At 69.4% G+C, this 20,250-nt stretch carries 13 protein-coding genes and 1 tRNA gene; 11 read left to right on the plus strand and 3 right to left on the minus strand.

Going from position 1 to position 20,250, the window contains the following annotated elements; genetic code table 11:
- The first annotated feature begins 121 nt into the window (after positions 1 to 121).
- The gene (locus tag BIX52_RS17985; RefSeq protein WP_139312808.1) at positions 122 to 5,263 is read left to right on the plus strand and encodes an HlyD family efflux transporter periplasmic adaptor subunit; all 5,142 of its coding nucleotides are present in this window, start codon (positions 122 to 124) and stop codon (positions 5,261 to 5,263) included.
- A gap of 204 nt (positions 5,264 to 5,467) precedes the next feature.
- Entirely contained in the window at positions 5,468 to 6,385 is a 918-nt protein-coding gene (locus BIX52_RS17990; RefSeq protein WP_075222484.1) for a DMT family transporter, read from the plus strand.
- A 545-nt stretch (positions 6,386 to 6,930) separates the two neighbouring features.
- On the opposite strand, the gene BIX52_RS17995 is transcribed toward BIX52_RS17990, so the two are convergent.
- Positions 6,931 to 7,015, minus strand: a tRNA-Tyr gene (locus BIX52_RS17995).
- Between the two features lie 66 nt (positions 7,016 to 7,081).
- Here BIX52_RS17995 and rlmB point away from each other — a divergent pair.
- Positions 7,082 to 7,798 (plus strand): 23S rRNA (guanosine(2251)-2'-O)-methyltransferase RlmB, encoded by a 717-nt coding sequence (gene rlmB, locus BIX52_RS18000; protein WP_075222485.1) that lies wholly within the window; start codon positions 7,082 to 7,084, stop codon positions 7,796 to 7,798.
- A gap of 219 nt (positions 7,799 to 8,017) precedes the next feature.
- Here rlmB and BIX52_RS24035 read toward each other — a convergent pair whose 3' ends face one another.
- Both BIX52_RS24035 and BIX52_RS18010 read right to left on the minus strand, forming a co-directional pair.
- Positions 8,018 to 9,142, minus strand: coding sequence for an invasion associated locus B family protein (locus BIX52_RS24035; protein WP_108676619.1), 1,125 nt, complete (start codon positions 9,140 to 9,142; stop codon positions 8,018 to 8,020).
- Between the two features lie 287 nt (positions 9,143 to 9,429).
- Complete coding sequence (locus BIX52_RS18010; protein ID WP_075222592.1) at positions 9,430 to 10,050, minus strand: invasion associated locus B family protein; 621 nt, start codon at positions 10,048 to 10,050, stop codon at positions 9,430 to 9,432.
- A 361-nt stretch (positions 10,051 to 10,411) separates the two neighbouring features.
- Between BIX52_RS18010 and coxB the strand changes: the two genes are divergently transcribed.
- The 8 genes from coxB to BIX52_RS18050 all read left to right on the plus strand — a co-directional run bounded on the left by coxB (position 10,412) and on the right by BIX52_RS18050 (position 20,174).
- Positions 10,412 to 11,347: a cytochrome c oxidase subunit II gene (coxB, locus tag BIX52_RS18015; RefSeq protein WP_245803227.1), complete on the plus strand. Its 936-nt coding sequence runs from the start codon at positions 10,412 to 10,414 to the stop codon at positions 11,345 to 11,347.
- 131 nt (positions 11,348 to 11,478) lie between these two features.
- Positions 11,479 to 13,074 carry a cytochrome c oxidase subunit I gene (ctaD, locus tag BIX52_RS18020; RefSeq protein WP_075222488.1) on the plus strand — a complete coding sequence of 532 codons (1,596 nt, stop codon included), beginning with the start codon at positions 11,479 to 11,481 and terminating at the stop codon, positions 13,072 to 13,074.
- Between the two features lie 294 nt (positions 13,075 to 13,368).
- Positions 13,369 to 14,289: a heme o synthase gene (locus BIX52_RS18025; protein WP_075222489.1), complete on the plus strand. Its 921-nt coding sequence runs from the start codon at positions 13,369 to 13,371 to the stop codon at positions 14,287 to 14,289.
- Positions 14,286 to 14,477 carry a hypothetical protein gene (locus BIX52_RS18030; RefSeq protein WP_075222490.1) on the plus strand — a complete coding sequence of 64 codons (192 nt, stop codon included), beginning with the start codon at positions 14,286 to 14,288 and terminating at the stop codon, positions 14,475 to 14,477. Before BIX52_RS18025 ends, BIX52_RS18030 begins: the two co-directional genes overlap by 4 nt.
- Positions 14,474 to 15,073: a cytochrome c oxidase assembly protein gene (locus BIX52_RS18035; RefSeq protein WP_083550815.1), complete on the plus strand. Its 600-nt coding sequence runs from the start codon at positions 14,474 to 14,476 to the stop codon at positions 15,071 to 15,073. The genes BIX52_RS18030 and BIX52_RS18035 overlap by 4 nt, the downstream gene beginning before the upstream one ends.
- Positions 15,074 to 15,354: 281 nt before the next feature.
- Positions 15,355 to 16,218: a cytochrome c oxidase subunit 3 gene (locus tag BIX52_RS18040; protein ID WP_075222491.1), complete on the plus strand. Its 864-nt coding sequence runs from the start codon at positions 15,355 to 15,357 to the stop codon at positions 16,216 to 16,218.
- A gap of 12 nt (positions 16,219 to 16,230) precedes the next feature.
- Positions 16,231 to 17,055 carry an SURF1 family protein gene (locus BIX52_RS18045; RefSeq protein ID WP_075222492.1) on the plus strand — a complete coding sequence of 275 codons (825 nt, stop codon included), beginning with the start codon at positions 16,231 to 16,233 and terminating at the stop codon, positions 17,053 to 17,055.
- A 317-nt stretch (positions 17,056 to 17,372) separates the two neighbouring features.
- Positions 17,373 to 20,174 carry a S8 family serine peptidase gene (locus BIX52_RS18050; protein WP_075222493.1) on the plus strand — a complete coding sequence of 934 codons (2,802 nt, stop codon included), beginning with the start codon at positions 17,373 to 17,375 and terminating at the stop codon, positions 20,172 to 20,174.
- Positions 20,175 to 20,250 lie beyond the last annotated feature (76 nt).

Genomic DNA, 20,250 nt, shown 5'->3' on the forward strand with positions numbered 1-20,250 from the left:
ACCCTGTAGCTCGACCTATACTTCATGGTGCCACTCGACACTTTGCCCGGAGCCGGATGATCGCTGAATTGCCGCCATCGCGCCACGTGTCCGCCGCCTCTCCGCGCGTGGGGGCGGGGCGATGAGGCGGCCGCGCCGTCCTCTGCCCGGTGCGCGCCGCACGCCGCCCCCGGCCGGCCAGGGCGGGAGCGGACGCTATAGGCTGCGCGGCGGTCTCCAGTGGGGTGAGCCGCGGGCGGACGGATCGGTCGACGTCACGGATGCGGCCGGCGAGGTGCGCCTTACCCTCTCGGCGCGTGAAGCGGGGCTGGCGCGGCTGGCGGACGGCACGGCGACGCTGGCGGCGATCGGCAAGGCCTACCGTGAGGCGACGGGCGAAAGCGCGTCCTTCGGCGAGGTGCTGGCGACGTTCCGCGACCTGAAGGCGCGCGGGCTGATGGCCGAAGAGGGCGACGCCTCACCGCGCGAGCCTGAAGCGGAGGAGCCTCGCGAGGCCGGCTCGCAGGGGGAACCGGGCCGGACCGAGGCGTCGGGTATCTCAGGACCGGACCCGGCAGAGACTGCCGCGATCGAAGAACCGGAACCGTCCGAACCTACCGCCCCACCCGAACATGGCTCGTCCGGCGCTGACGCTCCGATCCGTGAACCGGCGGAGGCCGATCTCCCGGTCGCGGCTGCAGCGCCCGTCCCGGCCGAGGCGGCAGAGGGCCCACCCGCACCGTCGCAGGTCGCCGACGACACCCCGCGCGAGCGTCTGGGCCGAGGCCGGTTCGGCGGGCGCAGAGGCGGGGCGAGCGCCGCGCCGCGACGCACCGCGTCCACGGGTCGCTACCGCCTGCGCGACGATCTCACGGCGGAGCCGCGGCCGGACGGCGTCGTTGTGCTAACCGACCAGACCGGCGCGATCGTCGGCGAACTGCCCGAGGCCGCCTATGCGCTGTGCCGGTTGGCGGACGGGTCCCGGTCGCTGGCGGCGATCGGAAGCGCCTACCGCGCCGAGACCGGCGAACAGGTCCCGTTCAGCGAGCTTCGCATCCTGTTCCAGGGCCTTCAGGACAACGGCATCATGGCCGCGAACGACGGGGTGCCGCCCGCCACGCCGCGCCGCGCCGGGGTTGATGCGGCGACCGGAGGCTTGGCGGCCACCGCGGCCGCGCCCGCCGCCGAAGACGAGCCCGAGGACGATACGCGCGATCTTGAAGCGCTGCTCGACATCGAGGATGCGGACGACGATACCGGCTCCGACGACGATGACACTACCGACGCCGACGACGACACCGCCTACGGCCTGATGTGGGGCGACGATCCGGTGTTCGGCCACGGGTCCGAGCTTTCGGACCCGGACGACGACCTGATCACGTCGCCCCTTCTTCTCGACGATGCCTCACCGGCCGACGAGCCGGGCGCCGCCGGCTACGGGCCGACCTCGCCCGCCGATGATACGCCCGCCGAAGCGCATGAGACCGGCACCGACGACGCGCCCTTGCGAGCGGGCGATCCGCCCGCCGACGCCGCGCCGCCGCTGGACGCAGACGACAACCGAGGCCACGACCAAGACGAGGGCGGCGACCGAGTCGACGACGACCGCGACGAGGACGGCGAAACGGTCCCATACGAGGAGGCCGGCGGGTGGCCCGAACGCACTGATCTTCCGCACGCCCGCTCGGACCGCGATCCCATCGACGCGGAGTGGACGGCGGCCGACACACCGTCCGATCCGCCCTCCTCCGCCCCCTCCGCGCCGCCCGACGTCACGTCGGCGCCCGGAGCGGCATCCCCCGCAGCGCCCCCCCATCTCGCTCCGTCCGACGCCGCGCCGTCTGGGGTAGCGCCGTCCGGCGCCGCCCCGTCCGAGGCTGAGCCGTCCGGGGCCGCGCCATCCGCGGCCACGCCGTCCGAGGTCGCGGCGTCCGACGCCGCGTCGCTCGGGGCCGCGCCGTCCGCGGCTGAGCCGTCAGGGGGCGCACTGTCAGAGGTCGCGCGATCTGCGGCCAAACCGTCCGGGGCTGCTGCGTCCGGGGTCGCGGCGTTCGAGGCTGCTCCGTCTGGGGCCGCGCCGTCCGAAGCCGCGCCGTCCGGGGTTGCACCGCTCGGGGTTGCACCGTCCGTGGGCGCGCCGTCCGGGGCCACGCCGTCCGGGGTTGCACCCTCAGCGGCCAAACCGTCCGGGGCTGCGGCGTCCATGGTCACGGCGTCCGATTCTGCGGCGTCCGGTGCGGCGTCGTCCGGGGTCGCGCCGCACGAGCCGGCGCCGGCCTCGGCTGCACATGCCGCCGCTGCGGCACCCCGCGCGACCGGTGTGGCCGACGTCTCGGCGCAAGAGCCCCCGTTCTCCGCGGACGGCATGCGAGAAACCGTGACGCGGCCCGGTGACGCGCGGGTCGTGACCGGACCGCAAGCCGGCCCGTCCGAGGTGGCCGCATTCAGCGAGAGCCTTGCCGGACGGCTGTTCAATGCGCTGCGACCGCGCCGATCGGCGGGAGCCCACACCGCGGGACCGGCGGACCCCGCTCCGGTGCGCACCGCAGCGCCGGCCGCGGCGCCCCCTCCCGACCGATCCGCCTCGGCGGCGGCGGACGCGCCCACGGATCCGGCGGCGCCCGCAGCGCCCGCACCCACACGCGAGGAGATCGCAGCGCGCGCACTCTCGCGCGTCCGCGAGCGTGCCGCGCGCCCGGCCGCCGAACCCGCGGCGAGCACCACCGCGAACCCCAAAGCCGAGACAGCACCCCCACACGGTTTCGTGGACGATATCGACGACGATCTTTCCGGGATGGTGCGCCCCGGCGCTCCCGGCACGGGGCGCTCAGGCGCGGGCGCTGGCGGGGCATGGCCCGACGACAACAGCGCCGTTGCGCGCGTGCGGCGGCGCGCCAGCGCGAATGCGGGCCAGCGTATGCGCCGCCCCGCAGAGGCCGACGCGGCCTACGCCTATGCCGACGACGACCTCGCTGCCGCCGGTATGGGCGGCGGAGCGATGGGCGGCGGTTTCGGCGGCGGAATGGGCGGCTTCGGCGGAGGAATGGGCGGCTTCGGCGGAGGAATGGGCGGCTTCGGCGGTGGAATGGGCGGCGGTGCCTTCGGCGGCGGGATGGGCGGAGGGTTCGGCGGCGGCCTCGGCGCAGGGATGGCAGGCGGCCTCGCCGGCGCCATGGGTGGCGCAGGCATGGGCGCCGGATTGGGCGGGGGAATGGGCGCCGGAATGGGCGGAGGCGCACAGGCGCTGATTGCCCAGCTCGCCGCGGCCCGTCAGCGCCAGGCCGAAGGCGGCGGCGGCGGCAACGAGCCTCCCGGCCCCAGCGGCCCGGCGCAGGTGTCGCTGTTCGACCCCAATCGCTTCCTCAGCCTCCTGTGCATCCTGTTCTGGCCCATGAAGTTCCTGTGGCTGCCGCTGCTCCTTGCGGTGCCGCTCGCCCTCATGGTCGGCTTCGAGCGCTGGCATGTGCTCTGGCGCGACCTCCTCGGCCTCAACTTCTCCCTCTCCCTCGTCAGCCGGGGCATTGCCGCGCTCCTCATCGTCAACCTCGCCTCGCGCCTCGCCCAGGCGAGCGTCGTGCGCGCCTTCGGGGGAGACGTGCGCCAGTTCGGCCTCACGCTGCTGTTCGGCTTCATCCCCCGCTTCTACGTCGACCAGAGCGCGATTGCCCGGCTGAGCCGGCGCGGCCAGCTCTGGTCGCACGCCGCACCCTCACTGGCGCGGCTCTATCTCTTCGCGCTGGGGACGATCTTCTGGGCCATCTACCGGGCCAGCGGCTCGTTCTTTCCCGACCTGATGCTCCTTGTCGGACAGATCGGCCTCGCCGCCTTCGTGGTCTCGGCCTATCCGCTGGTTCCGGGGGATGGCTACCGCTTCCTCGCCACCTTCTTCCGCCAGCCCAAGCTCCTGCAGAAGTCCTACGTGGCGACGCGGGCCTGGCTCGCCAGCAAGCCCCTTCCGCCGATGATCGACCGGACCGAGGTGCCGGGCCTCATCCTCTACGGCGTGGCGGTGCTCCTCTCCACCATCACCATCGCCGTCGCCGCATGGAGCGTGGCGGCGGTGGCGCTCATCGGCTCGCTCGACGGGCCGGGGGCGGTCATCTTCCTCACCCTCTTCGCCTGCTTCGTCATGTGGGCTTTCGCGCTCAGGGCGTCCGTCGCCGCCCGCAGCCGCGGCGGGCTCGACCCGGCGATGATGCGCGAGCTTCTGGAGAGCCGTTTCGGCGCCGGCGACCAGCCGAACGAGAAGCCGGCGAGCCTCGCCTCGCGCGGGCGGGTGCTGTGGGTGGTGGTGGCGGCGGCGCTGCTGATCGTCGCCTTCCTGCCATACCAGTACGAGGCGTCCGGCTCCTTCGAGATCCTGCCCACCGGCCGCAGCAACGCCACCGCCCGCACCGAGGGCGAAGTGCTGGAGGTCTATGTCCGCGAGGGCGAGTGGGTGGAAAAGTCGACCGTGCTCGCGCGCCTGTCCGATTGGGACCAGACGCGCGACGTGCAGGTGACGGCCGCCCAGCTCGCCGAGGCGAAGGCGCGGCTGCAGCGGCTGGAGGAAGGCGCCAAGCAGGAGCAGATCGAGCTCGCCGAAAGCCAGGTCAGAAGCGCCCGTTCGCGCACGATCTTCAGCAAGTCCGAGGCGGACCGCGCCAAGGAGCTGGTCGACCGCGGCGTGGTGTCGAAGAGCGAGTGGGAGCGCAAATCGACCGCCCACGACAGCGACATCGCCCAGCTCGCCGTGGCCGAGGCGAACCTGAAGCTGGTCAAGAGCCCCGCCACCCAGGCCGAGCTCGACGCCGCGCGGGCCGACGTGGAGCGCTATACCCACCAGAACCAATATGCGCGCGACCAGTTGGAGCGCACGCGCATCACCGCGCCGATCGACGGGCGGGTCATCACCCCCAACGTCCACCTTCTCATCGGCGACTGGATGGAGATGGGCCAGGAATTCCTGACGCTGGAGGATACCCGCGTCGTGGAAGCGCAGATCGACATGCCGGAAACCGACATCACCCTGATCGCGCCGGGCGACAAGGTGCGGCTGAAGGCGTGGAGCGACATGGACCGCGAGGTCGACGGCGAGGTGACCGAAGTGGCTCCGGCGGCGGAGTCGCGCGACTACGGGACGGTGGTGCGCGTGCGCGCGACGATCCCCAACGAGGAGGGGCACCTGCGTCCGGCGATGACCGGCTACGCCAAGGTGCAGGGCGCCGAAATGCCGGTGTGGGAAGCCTATCTGCGCTTCCTCATGCGCTTCTTCATGGTCGAAGTCTGGTCCTGGATCCCGTAAGGCGGCGGCGCTAGGCGGAGCGCTGAGCCGCCGCCGCGCCTCCGCCGCACCTCGGCCGCGGGCGCGGTCCTCGGGCGGCGCGGTCGCCGGGCAGACGTTCGGCGCGTGACGCAGACGCCGCACGGCCGACTGAGATCACAGTCTTGCTGTTCTGTGTGCAGATCGCGGCTTGCGCAGGGACGCGGGCAGGCGCAAGAGGGCCATATGGCCAATATCACCGCCGCCCAGGCGTCCACCGGCAAGACGGATACGTTGCGCGGGGTGGCATTCATGATCGCTGCAACGCTCATATTTTCGGCACAGGACGGTCTGTCGAAGGCCCTGGCCGAGGATCATCCTGCGATTTTCGTCACCTTGTGGCGCTATTGGGCGTTCGGCGCGGTGTGTCTGCTGCTCCTGTGGCGCACGGGGTTCAAGAAGGGCCTCGCCTCCGGACAGCCGCGGCTGCAGATCGCCCGCGGCGTGCTGTTGGCGCTGCAGATCTGCGTCGCCATCACCGCCTTCGCGATCAACGGGCTCGCCCCGTCGCACGCGGTCTTCGCCTTCGTGCCGCTGCTGGTCGTCGGCCTGTCCGGCCCGGTGCTGGGAGAGAAGGTCGGCTGGCGGCGCTGGTCGGCGGTCGGCGTCGGGATGATCGGCATGCTCCTCATCATCCGCCCCGGCTCCCAGCCGCTGACGCCCGGCATTCTTCTGACGATGCTGGCCGCCTGCATGTTCGCCGCCTACCAGCTGATGACGCGGCGCGTCGCGCGAACGGACGCGGCGATGACGAGCTTTTATTATACCGGCCTCGCCGGCGCGGCGGCGATGACCTTCATCGGCCCGTGGTTCTGGTCGTCCTTCACCCCGTTCGAGGTGCTGCTTCTGGTGATTTTGTGCATCAGCGGGATGACCGGTCACCTGATGCTCATCAAGGCCTTCGAGGCGGCGGAGGCGTCGGCGATACAGCCGTTCAGCTATCTGCAGACGGTTGCGGCGTCGACGATCGGCGTGGTCGTCTTCGGCGAGGTGATGAGCCGGTGGACGGTTCTCGGCGGCGCCATCGTCATCAGTGCGGGTCTGTTCGCCTTCTGGCGGGAGCGGGTGCGCGCCAAAGCCGCCGCGGAGGCCGCTACGCGGTAGGCGGCCGCAGAGGCCGCTGTGCGGTAGACTGCCGCCGCGCCCGGCTTGGTAGACCTCTCGGGTACCACGGGCGCCTCAGCGCGGCCTCAGCGCGCCAGGAAGGCCGCAGCGCACGTTTCAGTGCAGGCGGCTGCTTGAGCCTCCCCGCACCTCGACGGACCGCCGTTGTGCGCCCTGTGCGGCCTCGTAGCGCGCTCGACGTGGCACGTGCCCCACCGACGTCTCATGCCAGCGTCGCCATGGACCCTTTCGCAGCCGCGGTCGCCGCAGCGCGTGCGCGTGGGGACGATACGCCGCCCGTCCGGCTCAGCCCCGCAGCGAACGCACCAGCCGAATCATCTGACGAATGTGAATGGACGCCCCGTCCAGGCCATGCCCGCCAGTGAGGGTGGACGGTGCGGTACCGACGAGGCCGGACCGTCAGACCCACCGCGGACATCGTAGAAGCTCACCCGTGCCGATCGCGATGCCGCACGCGTACGCATGGCGAGGCGCTGCATCATGATGCGCGGGGCAGGTCAGCGATGGATGGTGTGGGGACAGGTTGGTGGAGGGGGTTGGATTCGAACCAACGTAGGCATAGCCAGCGGATTTACAGTCCGCCCCCTTTAGCCACTCGGGCACCCCTCCGGGCCGTTGAGGCGGCGTGGTAGGCTGTTCAGACCGGCTTGTCAACGATGAGTGTTGAACGAAACTATGGATGACTCAGAGCCCTACTGGCTTTACGGGCTTCACGCCGTGCGCGCGGCGCTCGCCAACCCGCGTCGACGGGTCCACGAAATGGTGGCGACGACCAACGCGATTCGGCGGCTCGACCCGTTGCCGCGGCGAATCGAGGCCGAAACCGTGGACGTTCGGCGCCTCAACAAGATGCTCGGCGATGCGGTGCATCAGGGCGTGGCCATCCGCGTGTCGCCGCTCGACGGTGTGGACATCAAGGAGCTCGGGCGCGGGCGGCTGGTGCTATGCCTCGATCAGATAACTGATCCCCACAATGTGGGAGCCATCCTCCGCTCCGCCGCGGCCTTCAAGGCGGACGGCATCGTCGTCACCAAGCGCCACAGCGCGTCCGAGACGGGGGTGCTTGCGAAGTCGGCGTCCGGCGCGCTCGACATGGTGCCGATCGCGGTGGAGGTGAACATGTCGCGCGCCGTGGAGGCGCTGAAGGGCTACGGCTATCAGACCGTGGCGCTGGACAGCGAGGCGGACACCACGCTCTCCGCGCTGCCTGCGGCGGACCGCTGGGCCTTCGTGCTGGGCGCCGAGGGCAAGGGCGTTCGCGCCGGCGTGCGCGAAACGTGTGGTGTGACGGCGGCGATCGAGGTGCCGGGCGCGCTCGCCTCGCTCAACGTGTCGAATGCCGCGGCGATCACGCTCTATGCGGCTCAGTCCCATCTGCAGCGGCGGGATTAGTCCGTCGCGAGCGCGGTCGCCCCGCGTCGATGAGTCTACCGCAGGCGCCGCGCCAACGTCTTGAGGCGTAAGGCGGCGCACCACGCCGCGGCCTGCTCGCGAGCGTGGCGGTCAATGGAGATCCATCCGCACGGCTGCGGCCGGCGGCGGCGCGAGGCCGCCCCCGGCCCTCCACGGGGTCAGTCCGCGGGGATCAGTCCGGGTGATTAGTCCGTGGGGTCAGGACGGGCGCGGCCCGCGGGGCTGCGGCCGCGGACCGGGCGTGGTGGGGCGGCGCGGCGGCTGTCCGCCGGCGGCCTCGCTACCCGGAAGGCGGCGCGGCCCCTGCGCGCCCGGCTGCGCGGGCACCTGTGCCGGCGGCGGGCTCATGGTCGGCTGAGCGCCCAGCGCGGGGTCACGCGGGGCGGTCGGGCGCTGCGGCCGCGCAGGCTCCAACAGGCGGGGCTGCTGACGCGCGGTCGGCGCCACCGGCTCGTCCCTCAGGTCGTCGTCATCCTCGGCGAAGTCGAGGTCCTCGTCGCCCTCGTCCTCGTCCACCGGAGCCACGGCCTTGCGCTCTTTCGCCTTGGCGTCCCGGCCCCGCTTGGCTGGCTTGGTGCGCGGCTTGCGCCCGCGCACCAGCAGCAGCCCGCCGACAACGATGAGCAGGAAGAGCCCGGCGACCGCAGCGGCGACGTAGGGAAAGAGCTCGTCCTCCAGAAGCTGATCCAACGCGGTGCGATCGTCGCCGCTGGTGAAGCGGGTGTCGAGATTGGCGACGCCGTTGACGGCGCTCGTACTGGTGGCGACGGGCGCGCGTGGCGGGGCGGCATCGGCCAGCGTCTCGGTCGGCGGGTTCTGGAGCGCCGCGAAGCCTTCGGCAAAACCGTCGAGGGAAATCGGGATGCCGATCCCCTCTTCGGGGGTGCGGAATATGGAGAAGGTGGCGGTGGTTCCGGCCTCGAACCGCTCGATGAGGCCATCGTCGAGCCGCACCTCGGCGACGCAGCCGGAGGGCAGGCAGCGCACGAAGCCCGCGGCGCCGACCTCCACATCGTCGATGGACAGGCCGAGGCCGGGCGGCAGCAGGATGGCGAGCGGCGCCAGCACCCGCAGGATTTCGACCTGCTGGTCGGCGGTGCGGATGAAGACGACGCTGAGGGCGATGTTGGCGCGGTCCTGGGCCTGGACGTTCTGCACCAGGGCGCACTGCTCGGACGGGGCGCCCGTCTCCTGCTGGCAGCGGATCTGCCAATCGCCGTAGCGGCCGACGATGCGGCCCTGCGCCTCGGCGGGCGCGGCGTTCACGAGCGCCGACGCCAGCGCCAGGACGAGCCCGGCCATGATCCAAAGGCGTGATGCCATCCTCACTCTCCTACTCGTCCTCGCCGCGTTGGGCCGGCATGGTGACGGCCTCCGGGCGGCGTTGTTCGGGCCGCCTCGTGGCGGTGTTGTCCAGGCGCGTCGTCAGCGCGGCATCGGCGGCGTGGTCCGTTCGTGGGCCCGCACCGCCGCCGGTGCCGCAGGCGGCCGGCGCGCGCCGCCTGTGTCCGGCTCAATCTCTATCTGCTTCGCGCGTTCAGCGCACGCGCCGCGCATCACGCTTCGGCACGTTGTGAGGCGGCATCCCCCGCCGCGCGCGGATGGCCGCGTCAATCGTCCGTCGCGGCGGCGCCCGGCTGCGGACCGGCGGTGGCGGTGGTCAGCGCGTCGAGCGCGTCGCCGAGGCCAGCCAGCGTGATCGGCACCTCGGCCTGGCGCTGCGGCGTCAGCGAGACGGCGAAGGTGGCGCGGCGGCCCGAGGTCAGCGCATCGCGCAAGGCCTCTCCCAGCGCGACTTCGGAGATGCACCCCGGCGGCAGGCAGCGCACGAAGCCGGCGACGCCCACTTCCTCGCCGTCCACCGAGAGGCTGAGGCCCGACGTCAGCAGCACGCCGAGCGGTGCGAGGACGCGCAGCACGTCGGCGCGCCCTCCGGGTCCACGTACGAAGAGCACGGTGAGGACGACGCCGGCATCGGACGCGGCCGCGGCAGTCTGCCTCACGGCACAATCGTCGGTGGTCACGCCGACCGTGCGCTCGCAGGCGACGGTCCAATCCCCGAACGGGGCCGTCGCGGCGGCGCCATCCTGCGCGGCCACAGCGGTGATGCCGGCGGCGAGGAGACCGGCGACGAGGCTCGTGACGAGACCGGCGAGCGCCGAGCCGCGGCGTGCGGCTCTGAGGCGCAGGGGCGGCGCGGCGCGGCCGCCCTGTGCACGCGTGCAAAGCATGACGTCTCCCAACATGTTGACGGTCCGGCTTTCTCTCGGCGGATGTGACATCATGGTTCACTCCCTTCTCCGCACTGCCGCCGGGGCGAGCGTGGTGCAAGGCGAAAGTGTCACCTCGGCCGCTGTTGGAAGTGCGTTGGACCGTCAGTAGACGGTAGAAACGCGGCTGGAACGGGTCTAAAGGGATGGTGAGTGCGGCTGGTGGTGGAGGCTGCGGGCGCCTCCGCCTGGTGGATGGTGTCCGATGACTCTGTCTGGTGGACGCCGGGACGAGGCGTTGGTAAGTTTCAGGACGTTCCGAAATTTGTGTTACGGGACGTCCCCGTTAATCAAAGATGTGAGCGAGATGGGATCGGAACACATGCGGGCAATGGCAAAGTTCGGACGAACTGCTTTCGGCCGGCTCGGCGCTGCGGCGGCGACGATGATGCTGGCGGCCTCGGTGCTGTCTACCGGAGCGTCGGCAGCTCAGCCCGAACCCTGGAAGGTCACCCTTCAGGATGCAGCGACGCCCATCATGGAGCAGATCCGCTGGTTCGAAGGCTACACGCTGATCATCATCGCGCTCATCACGCTGTTCGTGCTGGGCCTTCTGATCTGGGTCGTCGTGCGCTACAATGCGAAGGCGAACCCGGTCCCGTCGAAGACCTCGCACAACACGATGATCGAGGTGGTGTGGACCATCGTCCCGGTGCTGATCCTGGTGGCGATCGCCTTCCCCTCGTTCCGTCTCCTTTATAACGAGACGACGATTCCCGAGCCGGATCTCACCGTGAAGGCCACCGGCAAGTCCTGGTTCTGGGAATATGAATACATGGACGAGGCCTATGCCGACGTTCCGCCGATCATCTCGAACATGCTGCAGGAAGACGACCGCGCCGAGCGCAAGTCCACCTACAACATGACCGATGCCGAGGCGCCGCGTCTGCTCGCCGTCGACTATCCGCTGGTGGTTCCGGTGGGCAAGATCGTTCACGTTCTCACGACCTCGTCGGACGTGAACCACGCCCTGGCGATGCCCGCCTTCGGCATCAAGGCGGATGCCATCAACGGCCGCCTGAACGAGACGTGGTTCCGCGCCGAGGCGACGGGTGTCTATTATGGCCAGTGCTCGGAGCTGTGCGGCCAGAGCCACGCCTTCATGCCGCTGGAGATCCACGTTCTCGACGAGGCGCAGTTCGAGGAGTGGGTGGCCATGTCCATCGACGACCCGGACGCTGCCCAGGACCAGCTTCTGAAGTGGCAGGCCGAAGCAGCCGGGATCGGCCAGAACGTCGCCGCTCTTTCGGCGAATTGATCACGTCGGGTGCCGTCCTCGGGGCGGCGCCTTTGCCTGGATGACGGAGGCCGTTCTCGAAGACGGGGCGGACCTCGAATAAAGTATCAGGGCCGGCGCGCCCTGAAGAAGCACGCGAACGGAGAGGATCGATGGCCTACGCGGCAGCGGACCATGCGCACGACCATCCTACGGGATATCGGCGCTGGCTTTTCTCAACGAACCACAAAGACATCGGCATTCTGTACCTGTTGTTCGCGCTGTTCGCGGGCTTCGTGGGCTTTGCCTTGTCCGTCGGCATGCGCATGGAGCTCCAGGAGCCCGGCATGCAGATCTTCGCCAATGGTGACATGTACAACGTGTTCACCACGGGCCACGGCCTCATCATGATCTTCTTCATGGTGATGCCGGCGATGATCGGCGGGTTCGGCAACTACTTCGTGCCGATCATGATCGGCGCGCCGGACATGGCCTTCCCGCGGATGAACAACATGAGCTTCTGGCTCCTGTTCTTCTCCTTCCTGCTGCTCATCACCTCGCTGTTCCTGCCCGGCCAGCCCGGCGGTCACGGCTTCGGCGGCGGTTGGACGCTCTATCCGCCGCTCTCCACCCAAGGCTCGCCCGGCCCCGCGCTCGACTTCGGCATCTTCGCCATCCACGTCTCCGGCGCGGCGTCGATCCTGGGTGCGATCAACTTCATCACCACCATCCTCAACATGCGCGCCCCCGGCATGACGCTGCACAAGATGCCGCTGTTCGTCTGGGCGCAGCTCGTCACGGCCTTCCTGCTGCTCCTGTCGCTCCCGGTTCTCGCCGGCGCGATCACGATGCTCTTGACGGACCGCAACTTCGGCACGGCCTTCTTCGACCCGATGCAGGGCGGCGATCCGATCCTCTTCGCCCACCTCTTCTGGTTCTTCGGCCACCCGGAAGTGTACATCCTGATCATCCCGGGCTTCGGCATCATCAGCCACATCGTGTCGACCTTCTCGCGCAAGCCCGTCTTCGGCTATCTCGGCATGGCCTACGCCATGGTGGCGATCGGCGTGGTCGGCTTCGTCGTGTGGGCGCATCACATGTACACGATCGGCATTTCGCCGGACACGCAGGCCTACTTCACCTTCGCAACATTGGTGATCGCGGTGCCGACAGGCATCAAGATCTTCTCGTGGATCGCGACGATGTGGGGCGGCTCGCTGCGCTTCACGACGCCGATGCTGTGGGCGATCGGCTTCATCTTCCTGTTCACCGTCGGCGGTGTGACGGGTGTGCAGCTCGCCAATGCCGGCCTCGACCGGGCCTTCCACGACACCTACTACGTGGTCGCTCACTTCCACTACGTCTTGTCGCTGGGTGCCGTGTTCGCGATCTTCGCCGGCTGGTACTACTGGTTCCCGAAGATGTTCGGCATCATGTACAATGAGACGCTGGGCAAGCTGCACTTCTGGCTGATGTTCATCGGCGTGAACGTCATCTTCTTCCCGCAGCACTTCCTCGGCCTGCAGGGCATGCCGCGCCGCTATGTGGACTATCCGGACGCCTTCGCCGGCTGGAACATGGTCTCCTCGATCGGCATCTACATCACCGTCGTCGCGATGATCGCCTTCATCTGGACCATGGTCGATGCCATCGTCCGGGCCCGCAAGACGGTCGACAATCCGTGGGGCGAAGGCGCGACCACGCTGGAGTGGAGCCTCTCCTCCCCGCCGCCCTACCACCAGTTCGAGACGCTGCCCCAGATCCGCTAAGGCAGCCGGCTGAACGCCATCCTTTCGCGAACCGCGGCGCCGCCTCCGGGCGGCGTCGCCATTCAGGCCCAGCCCGGCCCCGGCACCGAAGCCGGCCAGCCCCGCAGCGCCTCCGTTTTGGACGATCCCGGCCGCATTCCGTTCGACCTGCCCGCGGGCCGAACCGATTGCCGCCTCGGACCCCATCCGAGCCACCCCCGCCCGCGAGGCGAGGGATCACCACGCCCCGTGCCGCGCGCGCACGGCCTTTATCCGCCGCCGATCCGTCCGGCGGCCAGACGCGGAGGAACAGACATGTCGGTTCAGGACACGGGCACCTTCGGCGGTCTCGACCTCGGCGCCACGCCGGCCGATTTCGTCGATCTTCTGAAGCCCCGCGTGATGTCGCTGGTGATCTTCACCGCCTTCGCCGGCATCCTCCTCGCGCCGGGGCATCTGCACCCGGTATTGGCGGCCGTCTCGCTGCTGGCGATCGCGCTCGGCGCCGGCGCATCGGGCGCGCTCAACATGGGCCTCGATGCCGACATCGACCGGCTCATGACCCGCACCGCCAAGCGGCCCATCCCGTCCGGCCGCATCACGCGCGACACCGCACTCGTCTTCGGCACCATGCTCGCGTCCGGCTCGGTGATCCTCCTCGCCTTCGCGTCCAACTGGACCGCGGCGTCGCTCCTGTCGCTCACCATCGTCTTCTACGTCGTCATCTACACGGTGTGGCTGAAGCGGCGGACCCCGCAGAACATCGTCATCGGCGGTGCGGCGGGCGCCCTCCCCCCGGTGGTCGGCTGGGCCGCTGTGACGGGATCGGTGTCGCTGGAGCCGATCGTTCTCTTCACCATCATCTTCCTGTGGACTCCGGCCCACTTCTGGGCCCTCGCCATCCTGAAGCGCGACGAATATGCCGCCGCGGGCGTGCCGATGCTTCCCTGTGTCGCCTCGCCGGAGACGACGCGGCTCAATATTCTCGTCTATGCCGTCCTGACGGCCGTCTCCGGGCTCGCCCCCGCCGTCCTCGGCTTCGCCGGTCTCGGCTACGCGGCCGTGGCGGCCGGCCTCGGCGCCTGGCTGGTGCTGGGGGCGGTCCGCCTTCGCTCGGCCACGGCCGAGACGGAGCGGCGCCTCGCCGGACGCCTCTTCGGCGTCTCGATCCTCTACCTCTTCGCCTTGTTCGGCGCGCTGATGGCCGACGGCGTACTTTCGAATGTCATGGCATGACGATGTCCGATTCCCGCCCCACCGCTGAGCCGTCCGGCAACGCGATCAGCGACGCCGAGGCCGAGCGCCGCCGCCGCCAGCGCAAACGCTCCGTCGCGATCGCCCTGGTCCTGGTCGCCCTCGTGGCCCTCTTCTACGCCATCACCATCCTGCAGATGACCGCCAACTCGCCGGGGGCCGCGTCGTGAACGCGCCCGGCGATCCGGAAACGCGCGATCAGGCGTCCGGCACCGGGCGGACCGGCGGATCCCGGCGCCACGCGAAGGTCGCTCTCGCCTGCACCGCCTTCGTGTCGATCATGGTCGGCGCCGCGTTCGCCTCGGTGCCGCTCTACGACCTCTTCTGCCGCGTCACCGGGTTCGACGGCACGCCCTCCGTCGCCTCCATCGAAGCCGTTCCCGGCCTCAAGGTCGGCGAGCGCGAGGTGACGATCCGCTTCGATTCCAACATCCAAAGCGACCTGCCGTGGACCTTCACGCCGTCCCAGAGGACGATGAAGGTGCATGTGGGCGAAGTCGTCACCGCCGAGTACGAGATCACCAACCTCACCGACGAATATACCGTCGGGCGCGCGGCCTATAACGTCACCCCGTTCCAAGGCGGCGGCTATTTCACGAAGGTCGACTGCTTCTGCTTCACCGCCCAGCCGCTGGAGCCGAACGAGACGCGCAAGATCCCCGTGGTCTTCTATGTCGACCCCGCGTTCGACGAGGATCCCGATGCCAAGGGCGTCCACGTGATCACGCTGTCTTATACCTTTTACAAGGCAGGGTCGGAGAGCTGACAGGGTGTCGACGCCGCGCGAGCGGCGTGGCAAAGACGAGAAGAGACTTGATCGGGCGGAAGGCATCGCGGCAACGTGACCCACCCGCCCGGCGGGGACGATGAGCGGCGCTCCGGCACCGCATGACGGGCGGAGCACCAGCTCCGCAGCACGACACGGGGCTCAGCCTCGTTGGAACAAGGGGCCCGAGCCCCGGTGGTGGCCGGGCCCGAGGGTCCGGCGAGGCGATCCGGGTTTCGCCCCGGAAGGTTTGCGCGCAGCAGCGCGAAGAGGGAATGACAATGGCAGGCGCGGCGAAGAACCACGACTATCACATCCTACCACCCAGCCCCTGGCCGATCATGGGATCGCTCGGCGCGTTCGTGATGATGTTCGGCGCCGTCGCGTTCATGCGCTGGAACAGGGGGGACGAGCTGTCCCTCGCCGGCATCAACTTCGCCGGCTGGGGCATCTTCGCCATCGGCACCGCCCTCATCATCGCCACCATGGTGATGTGGTGGTCGGACACCACGCGCGAAAGCGTCCGCGGCGAGCACACGCCGGTGGTCAAGCTGCATCTGCGCTACGGCATGATCCTGTTCATCGCCTCGGAAGTGATGTTCTTCGTCGCCTGGTTCTGGGCCTATTTCGATGCCGCCCTCTTCCCCGGCGACCCGTCCACCTACGGCCGGCTCGAGACCACGGGCGGTGTCTGGCCGCCGGAGTCGATCCACACCTTCGACCCCTGGCACCTGCCGCTCTTCAACACGATGATCCTGCTCCTCTCCGGCACCACCGTGACCTGGGCGCACCACGCCCTGATCGAAGGTGACCGTCAGGCCGCCAAGTGGGGCCTGTGGCTCACCGTGATCCTCGGTGCGCTCTTCTCCAGCGTGCAGATCTACGAGTACAGCCACGCCACATTCGCCTTCGGCTCCTTCTACGGCGGCCCCTTCTACATGGCGACGGGCTTCCACGGCTTCCACGTCTTCGTCGGCACCGTCTTCCTCGCCGTCTGCCTGGCGCGCGTCTATGCCGGCCACTTCACGCCGAAATCCCACTTCGGCTTCGAGGCGGCGGCCTGGTACTGGCACTTCGTCGACGTGGTGTGGCTCTTCCTCTTCCTGTGCGTCTACGTCTGGGGTGCCAGCCCGGAAGTCCACTAAGAGGGACGCGCCTTGAAGCGCATCCTTCTCGCGCTCGCCATCGCCGGGGCCTTCGTCATCCTGATGAGCCTCGGCACCTGGCAGCTTCAGCGCCTCGCCTGGAAAGAGGCGCTGATCGCCGCGGCCGAAGAGCGGCCCTCCGCCGCTCCAGTCCCCGCCCCCGGCCCGGCCACCTGGGGCATGTCCATAGAAGAGACGCGGGCAGTCGGGGCGCATGAAGCCGGGGCGCAGAAAGCCGGCGCGGCAACCGACGCAGCGGCCACGCCCGTCGGCCCCGCCTTCCCGATCGACGACTGGCGCTATCGACGCGTCACCCTCACCGGCACATTCGGCCGGGACGAAGCCTATTTCTGGATCACCCTCGGCGAACCGCACGGCCCCCTCGGCGGCCAGGGCGCCATGGTGCTCGCCCCCTTCACCACGGCGGACGGCTGGACCGTACTCGTCAATCGCGGCTTTGTGCCGGACGCGGTGAGGGATCCCGCCACGCGGCCCCGCTCGGCGCCGCCACCCGGGCAGGTGACGATCGAAGGGCTCGTTCGACGCGACGATCCGCCCAGTTTCATCACCCCGGCGCCCGACCTGGAGGGCCGCGTATTCTACGCGCGGGACATCCACGCCATCGCCGACGCACTCGGTGTCACCGGCGCGCTCGCGCCTTATCAGGTCGATCTCGTCGCAGAGGAGACGCCCCCCGGCGGCCTCCCCCAGGCTGGTGAAAGCCGCATGACCTTCACCAACAACCACCTCGGCTATGCCTTCACCTGGTACGGTCTGGGGGCGGCGCTTCTGGGTGTCACGGGCGCCGCCCTGTGGCGCCGCCGCAAAGCCGGCTGAACCACGGCCGAGCCGGCACGTCTTCCATCCCCCGCCTCGGAACCCGGCCGTCGCCTGCCAATGGGCTACGGCCGCCGCTCCTCGACCGCGGGCGATGCACGGGGTCGGCCACGACAGCGCCACTCCGCCCGTCCGGCCTGATCGGCAACACAAGCAAAACTTCTCGTGATCGACGCGCGCGCGATGAGCGCTCGCCTTGCGGGCCCCCAGCCCACGGCGATATCAATCGCCTATAATTTAGACTGACCTTGATTTTGTAGGCGCCGACATCCGCCGGGCCTGAAAAAAGCAAAAACACAGCCTCTGGGGAGCTTCCGATGAGCGACGATTTTCCTGCCAGCAGCGACACCACCGGCGTGGTCCTTGTCGACGGAAGCCCCACCACCGGAACGCTGGAGGTCGAGGGCGACCGCGACTGGTTCCGCTTCACCGTGCTTGCGGGCGCCGACTATGCGGTCACGCTCGACGGCGACGACGCCGGCCCGAACGACGCCCTCTCCGACCCCTATCTGCGGATCGTCCGAGCGGACGGGGAAATCCTCGCCCAGAATGACGACAGCGGGCCGGGGCTGAATTCCGCACTCACCTTCTCGCCGCCCCAGTCCGGCGATCTCTACGTGTCCGTCGCCGCGTTCGACGATAGCTACTCAGGGGACTACGTGATCACGATCGATGAAACGGTGCCGGTTCCGCCGACGGGAATTTCGGGGACGATGTTCCTCGACGGGAACCAGAACCTTGTCCTCGACGCCGGGGAGGCACCGATCGGCGGCCTGATCGCCTTCGTCGACGCCAACCAGAACGGCCTGTTCGATGCGGACGAGACCGCCAGCGCCACCAACGCCGACGGCACCTACGAATTTCTGGGGCTGGCACCGGGCACCTACCAGATCGGCTACATGGCCCCTTCCGGTTTCACGGCCACGGGGAACGGCCCGTCGATCGCGCAGGCCGCCGGGGCCTTCATGGCCGCGAAATCGGCAGATCCGGCGGCCAGTAGCGCCGAGATCGCCGAGCTGATCGCCAAGATGACCCTGAGCGGCAGCGACGAGGTCGTCCGCGCCCTCGGCATCCCCGACGAGAAGGTGGACGGCGAGGCGCCGATCCAGACCCAGGACGTCGAATCCAACTCGCTGATCAACCTCAACGAGTTTCATGCGGACCCGCGCTTCGCCGGGCTCGACGGCAGCGGCTTCTCGGTTGTCGTGCTGGACACCGGCATCGACGCCGATCACCCCTTCTTCGGCCCCGACAGCGACAATGACGGCACCGCCGACAGGATCGTCTACGCCGCCGACTTCACCGATTCGCCCAGCGGCACCGACGACATGAACGGCCACGGCACGCACGTCAGCTCCGTTGCCGCGGGGCTGGGGACCGGCGGCATCGAAGGGCCGGCCTCCGGCGCCGGCATCATCCACCTCAAGGTGCTGGGCGACGACGGCTTCGGCTCCACCGCGGGGATCGAGGAGGCGCTGCAGTGGGTTGCGGACAACGTCGCGACCTACAACATCGCCGCCGTGAACCTGTCGCTCGGCGACTCCAGCAACGAGACCGACCCCTACGTGACGCCCTATGGCGACGAGTTCGCGGCGATCACCGCGCAGGGGGTGATCGTCGCCTCGGCCGCGGGTAACGACTATTTCAGCTACCAGACCGAGGGCGTGTCATCGCCGGCGGTGGACATCAACAGCCTCGCGGTCGGCGCGGTCTACGACGCCAACATCGGCAGCGCGTCCTATGGCGACGGCTCGACCGCCTTCACCACCGGCGCGGACCGCATCACCGTCTTCTCCCAGCGCGACACCGACCAGACCGAGATCTTCGCCCCCGGCGCGGCGATCACGGGCGCGCGGGCGGGCGGCGGCACCGCCTCCTATCACGGGACCAGCCAGGCGACTCCGGTCGTCGCAGGCGTGGCGACGGTGATCCAGGAGCTCGCCCAGCGCGAGATGGGCCGCAACCTCAGCCTCGACGAGTTCCGCTGGCTGGTCCACACCTCCGGCGCCATCATCGTCGACGGGGACGACGAGGACGACAACGCCACCAACACCGGCGAGACGTACCGACGGCTCGACATCATGGCGCTCGCCGAAGCGGTGATGACCTATGCCAACGGCAGCGTGGTGGCGCTGCGCACGGTGACGGTCGAGAACGAGGAGATCACCAGTGAGGACGTCGGCCTCACCGCCGCCAATGACGGGCCCAGCGTGTCGCTCATCAACACGGTCGACGAGGTGGACGAGAACGGTTCGACCGACCTGCCCGTTCGCGTGGCGACCATCGTCATCGAGGATGACGGTGTGGGCGAGAACGATCTGACGCTCAGCGGCGCAGACGCGGACGTGTTCGAGATCACCGGCGGCAACCTTTATCTGAAGGCCGGCGTCGTGCTCGATTTCGAGACGCAGTCATCTTACGCGGTCACCGTTGAGGTGGACGACCCGGCGCTGGCCCCCGATCCCGACGACACGGCCGACTTCACGCTGTCCGTCGGCGACATCGACGAGCGGCGCCCGAACCTGGTCGCCGGTGGCCCCCGCGCGGACGATCTGTTCGGCACCAACGGCGACGACGTCTTCTTCGGCTTGGGCGGACGGGACACGTTCCAGGGATTTGCCGGCGACGATACGGTCCACGGCGGCTTCGGCAACGACACGGCCGTTTATGACGGCGAGATCGGCGACTTCGTCTTCGGCTCGCCCTCGCTGCGGGCGCTGACGGTGAGCGACACCGTGGGCGACGAAGGCACGGACCGGTTGATCGGCGTGGAGCGGATCGAGTTTGCCGACGTGACGGTGCGGGTGCGCGAGTTGGAGCGGTCGACGACGCTGCAGGTGTTCGACGACACCGGCGCGCGGGTCGGCCGGGTGGACGTTGCGGCGGACGGTGACCTGAGGGCGATTTCCCGCGGCGAGGACGGCACGTGGACGCGCACTCTGATCGACGGTGCGGGCGACGAGGCCTACGCCGCCGTTGCGGCCACCTTCGACGGGTCCGGCGCCCTACTCAGCCGCGAGGCCAGGCTCGACGACGGCAGCGTGCGCAGCCACAGCGTCTTCGACTGGCATGATGATGCTCTGCCGCCCTCGCTGTTGTCGCTGGACGCCTATCTGTGAGCCCGACCCGCGCCTGAACCAAGGCGCGGGCGTCAGACCACATCTGCGTGGGCGCACGGGCGTCAGCCCTCTTCGT

The sequence above is a fragment of the Acuticoccus yangtzensis genome (genome assembly GCF_001927245.1).
In the GTDB taxonomy this organism is placed as follows: Bacteria; Pseudomonadota; Alphaproteobacteria; order Rhizobiales; family Amorphaceae; genus Acuticoccus; species Acuticoccus yangtzensis.

Excerpts from the sequence above, each read along its gene's own strand:
- BIX52_RS18040 (WP_075222491.1), top strand. The coding sequence starts at position 15,355 with ATGGCAGGCGCGGCGAAGAACCACGACTATCACATCCTACCACCCAGC.
- BIX52_RS24035 (WP_108676619.1), bottom strand. The coding sequence starts at position 9,142 with ATGGCATCACGCCTTTGGATCATGGCCGGGCTCGTCCTGGCGCTGGCG.
- BIX52_RS18025 (WP_075222489.1), top strand. The coding sequence starts at position 13,369 with ATGTCGGTTCAGGACACGGGCACCTTCGGCGGTCTCGACCTCGGCGCC.
- BIX52_RS18050 (WP_075222493.1), top strand. The coding sequence starts at position 17,373 with ATGAGCGACGATTTTCCTGCCAGCAGCGACACCACCGGCGTGGTCCTT.
- coxB (WP_245803227.1), top strand. The coding sequence starts at position 10,412 with ATGCGGGCAATGGCAAAGTTCGGACGAACTGCTTTCGGCCGGCTCGGC.
- ctaD (WP_075222488.1), top strand. The coding sequence starts at position 11,479 with ATGGCCTACGCGGCAGCGGACCATGCGCACGACCATCCTACGGGATAT.
- BIX52_RS18030 (WP_075222490.1), top strand. The coding sequence starts at position 14,286 with ATGACGATGTCCGATTCCCGCCCCACCGCTGAGCCGTCCGGCAACGCG.
- BIX52_RS17990 (WP_075222484.1), top strand. The coding sequence starts at position 5,468 with ATGGCCAATATCACCGCCGCCCAGGCGTCCACCGGCAAGACGGATACG.
- rlmB (WP_075222485.1), top strand. The coding sequence starts at position 7,082 with ATGGATGACTCAGAGCCCTACTGGCTTTACGGGCTTCACGCCGTGCGC.
- BIX52_RS18010 (WP_075222592.1), bottom strand. The coding sequence starts at position 10,050 with ATGCTTTGCACGCGTGCACAGGGCGGCCGCGCCGCGCCGCCCCTGCGC.
- BIX52_RS17985 (WP_139312808.1), top strand. The coding sequence starts at position 122 with ATGAGGCGGCCGCGCCGTCCTCTGCCCGGTGCGCGCCGCACGCCGCCC.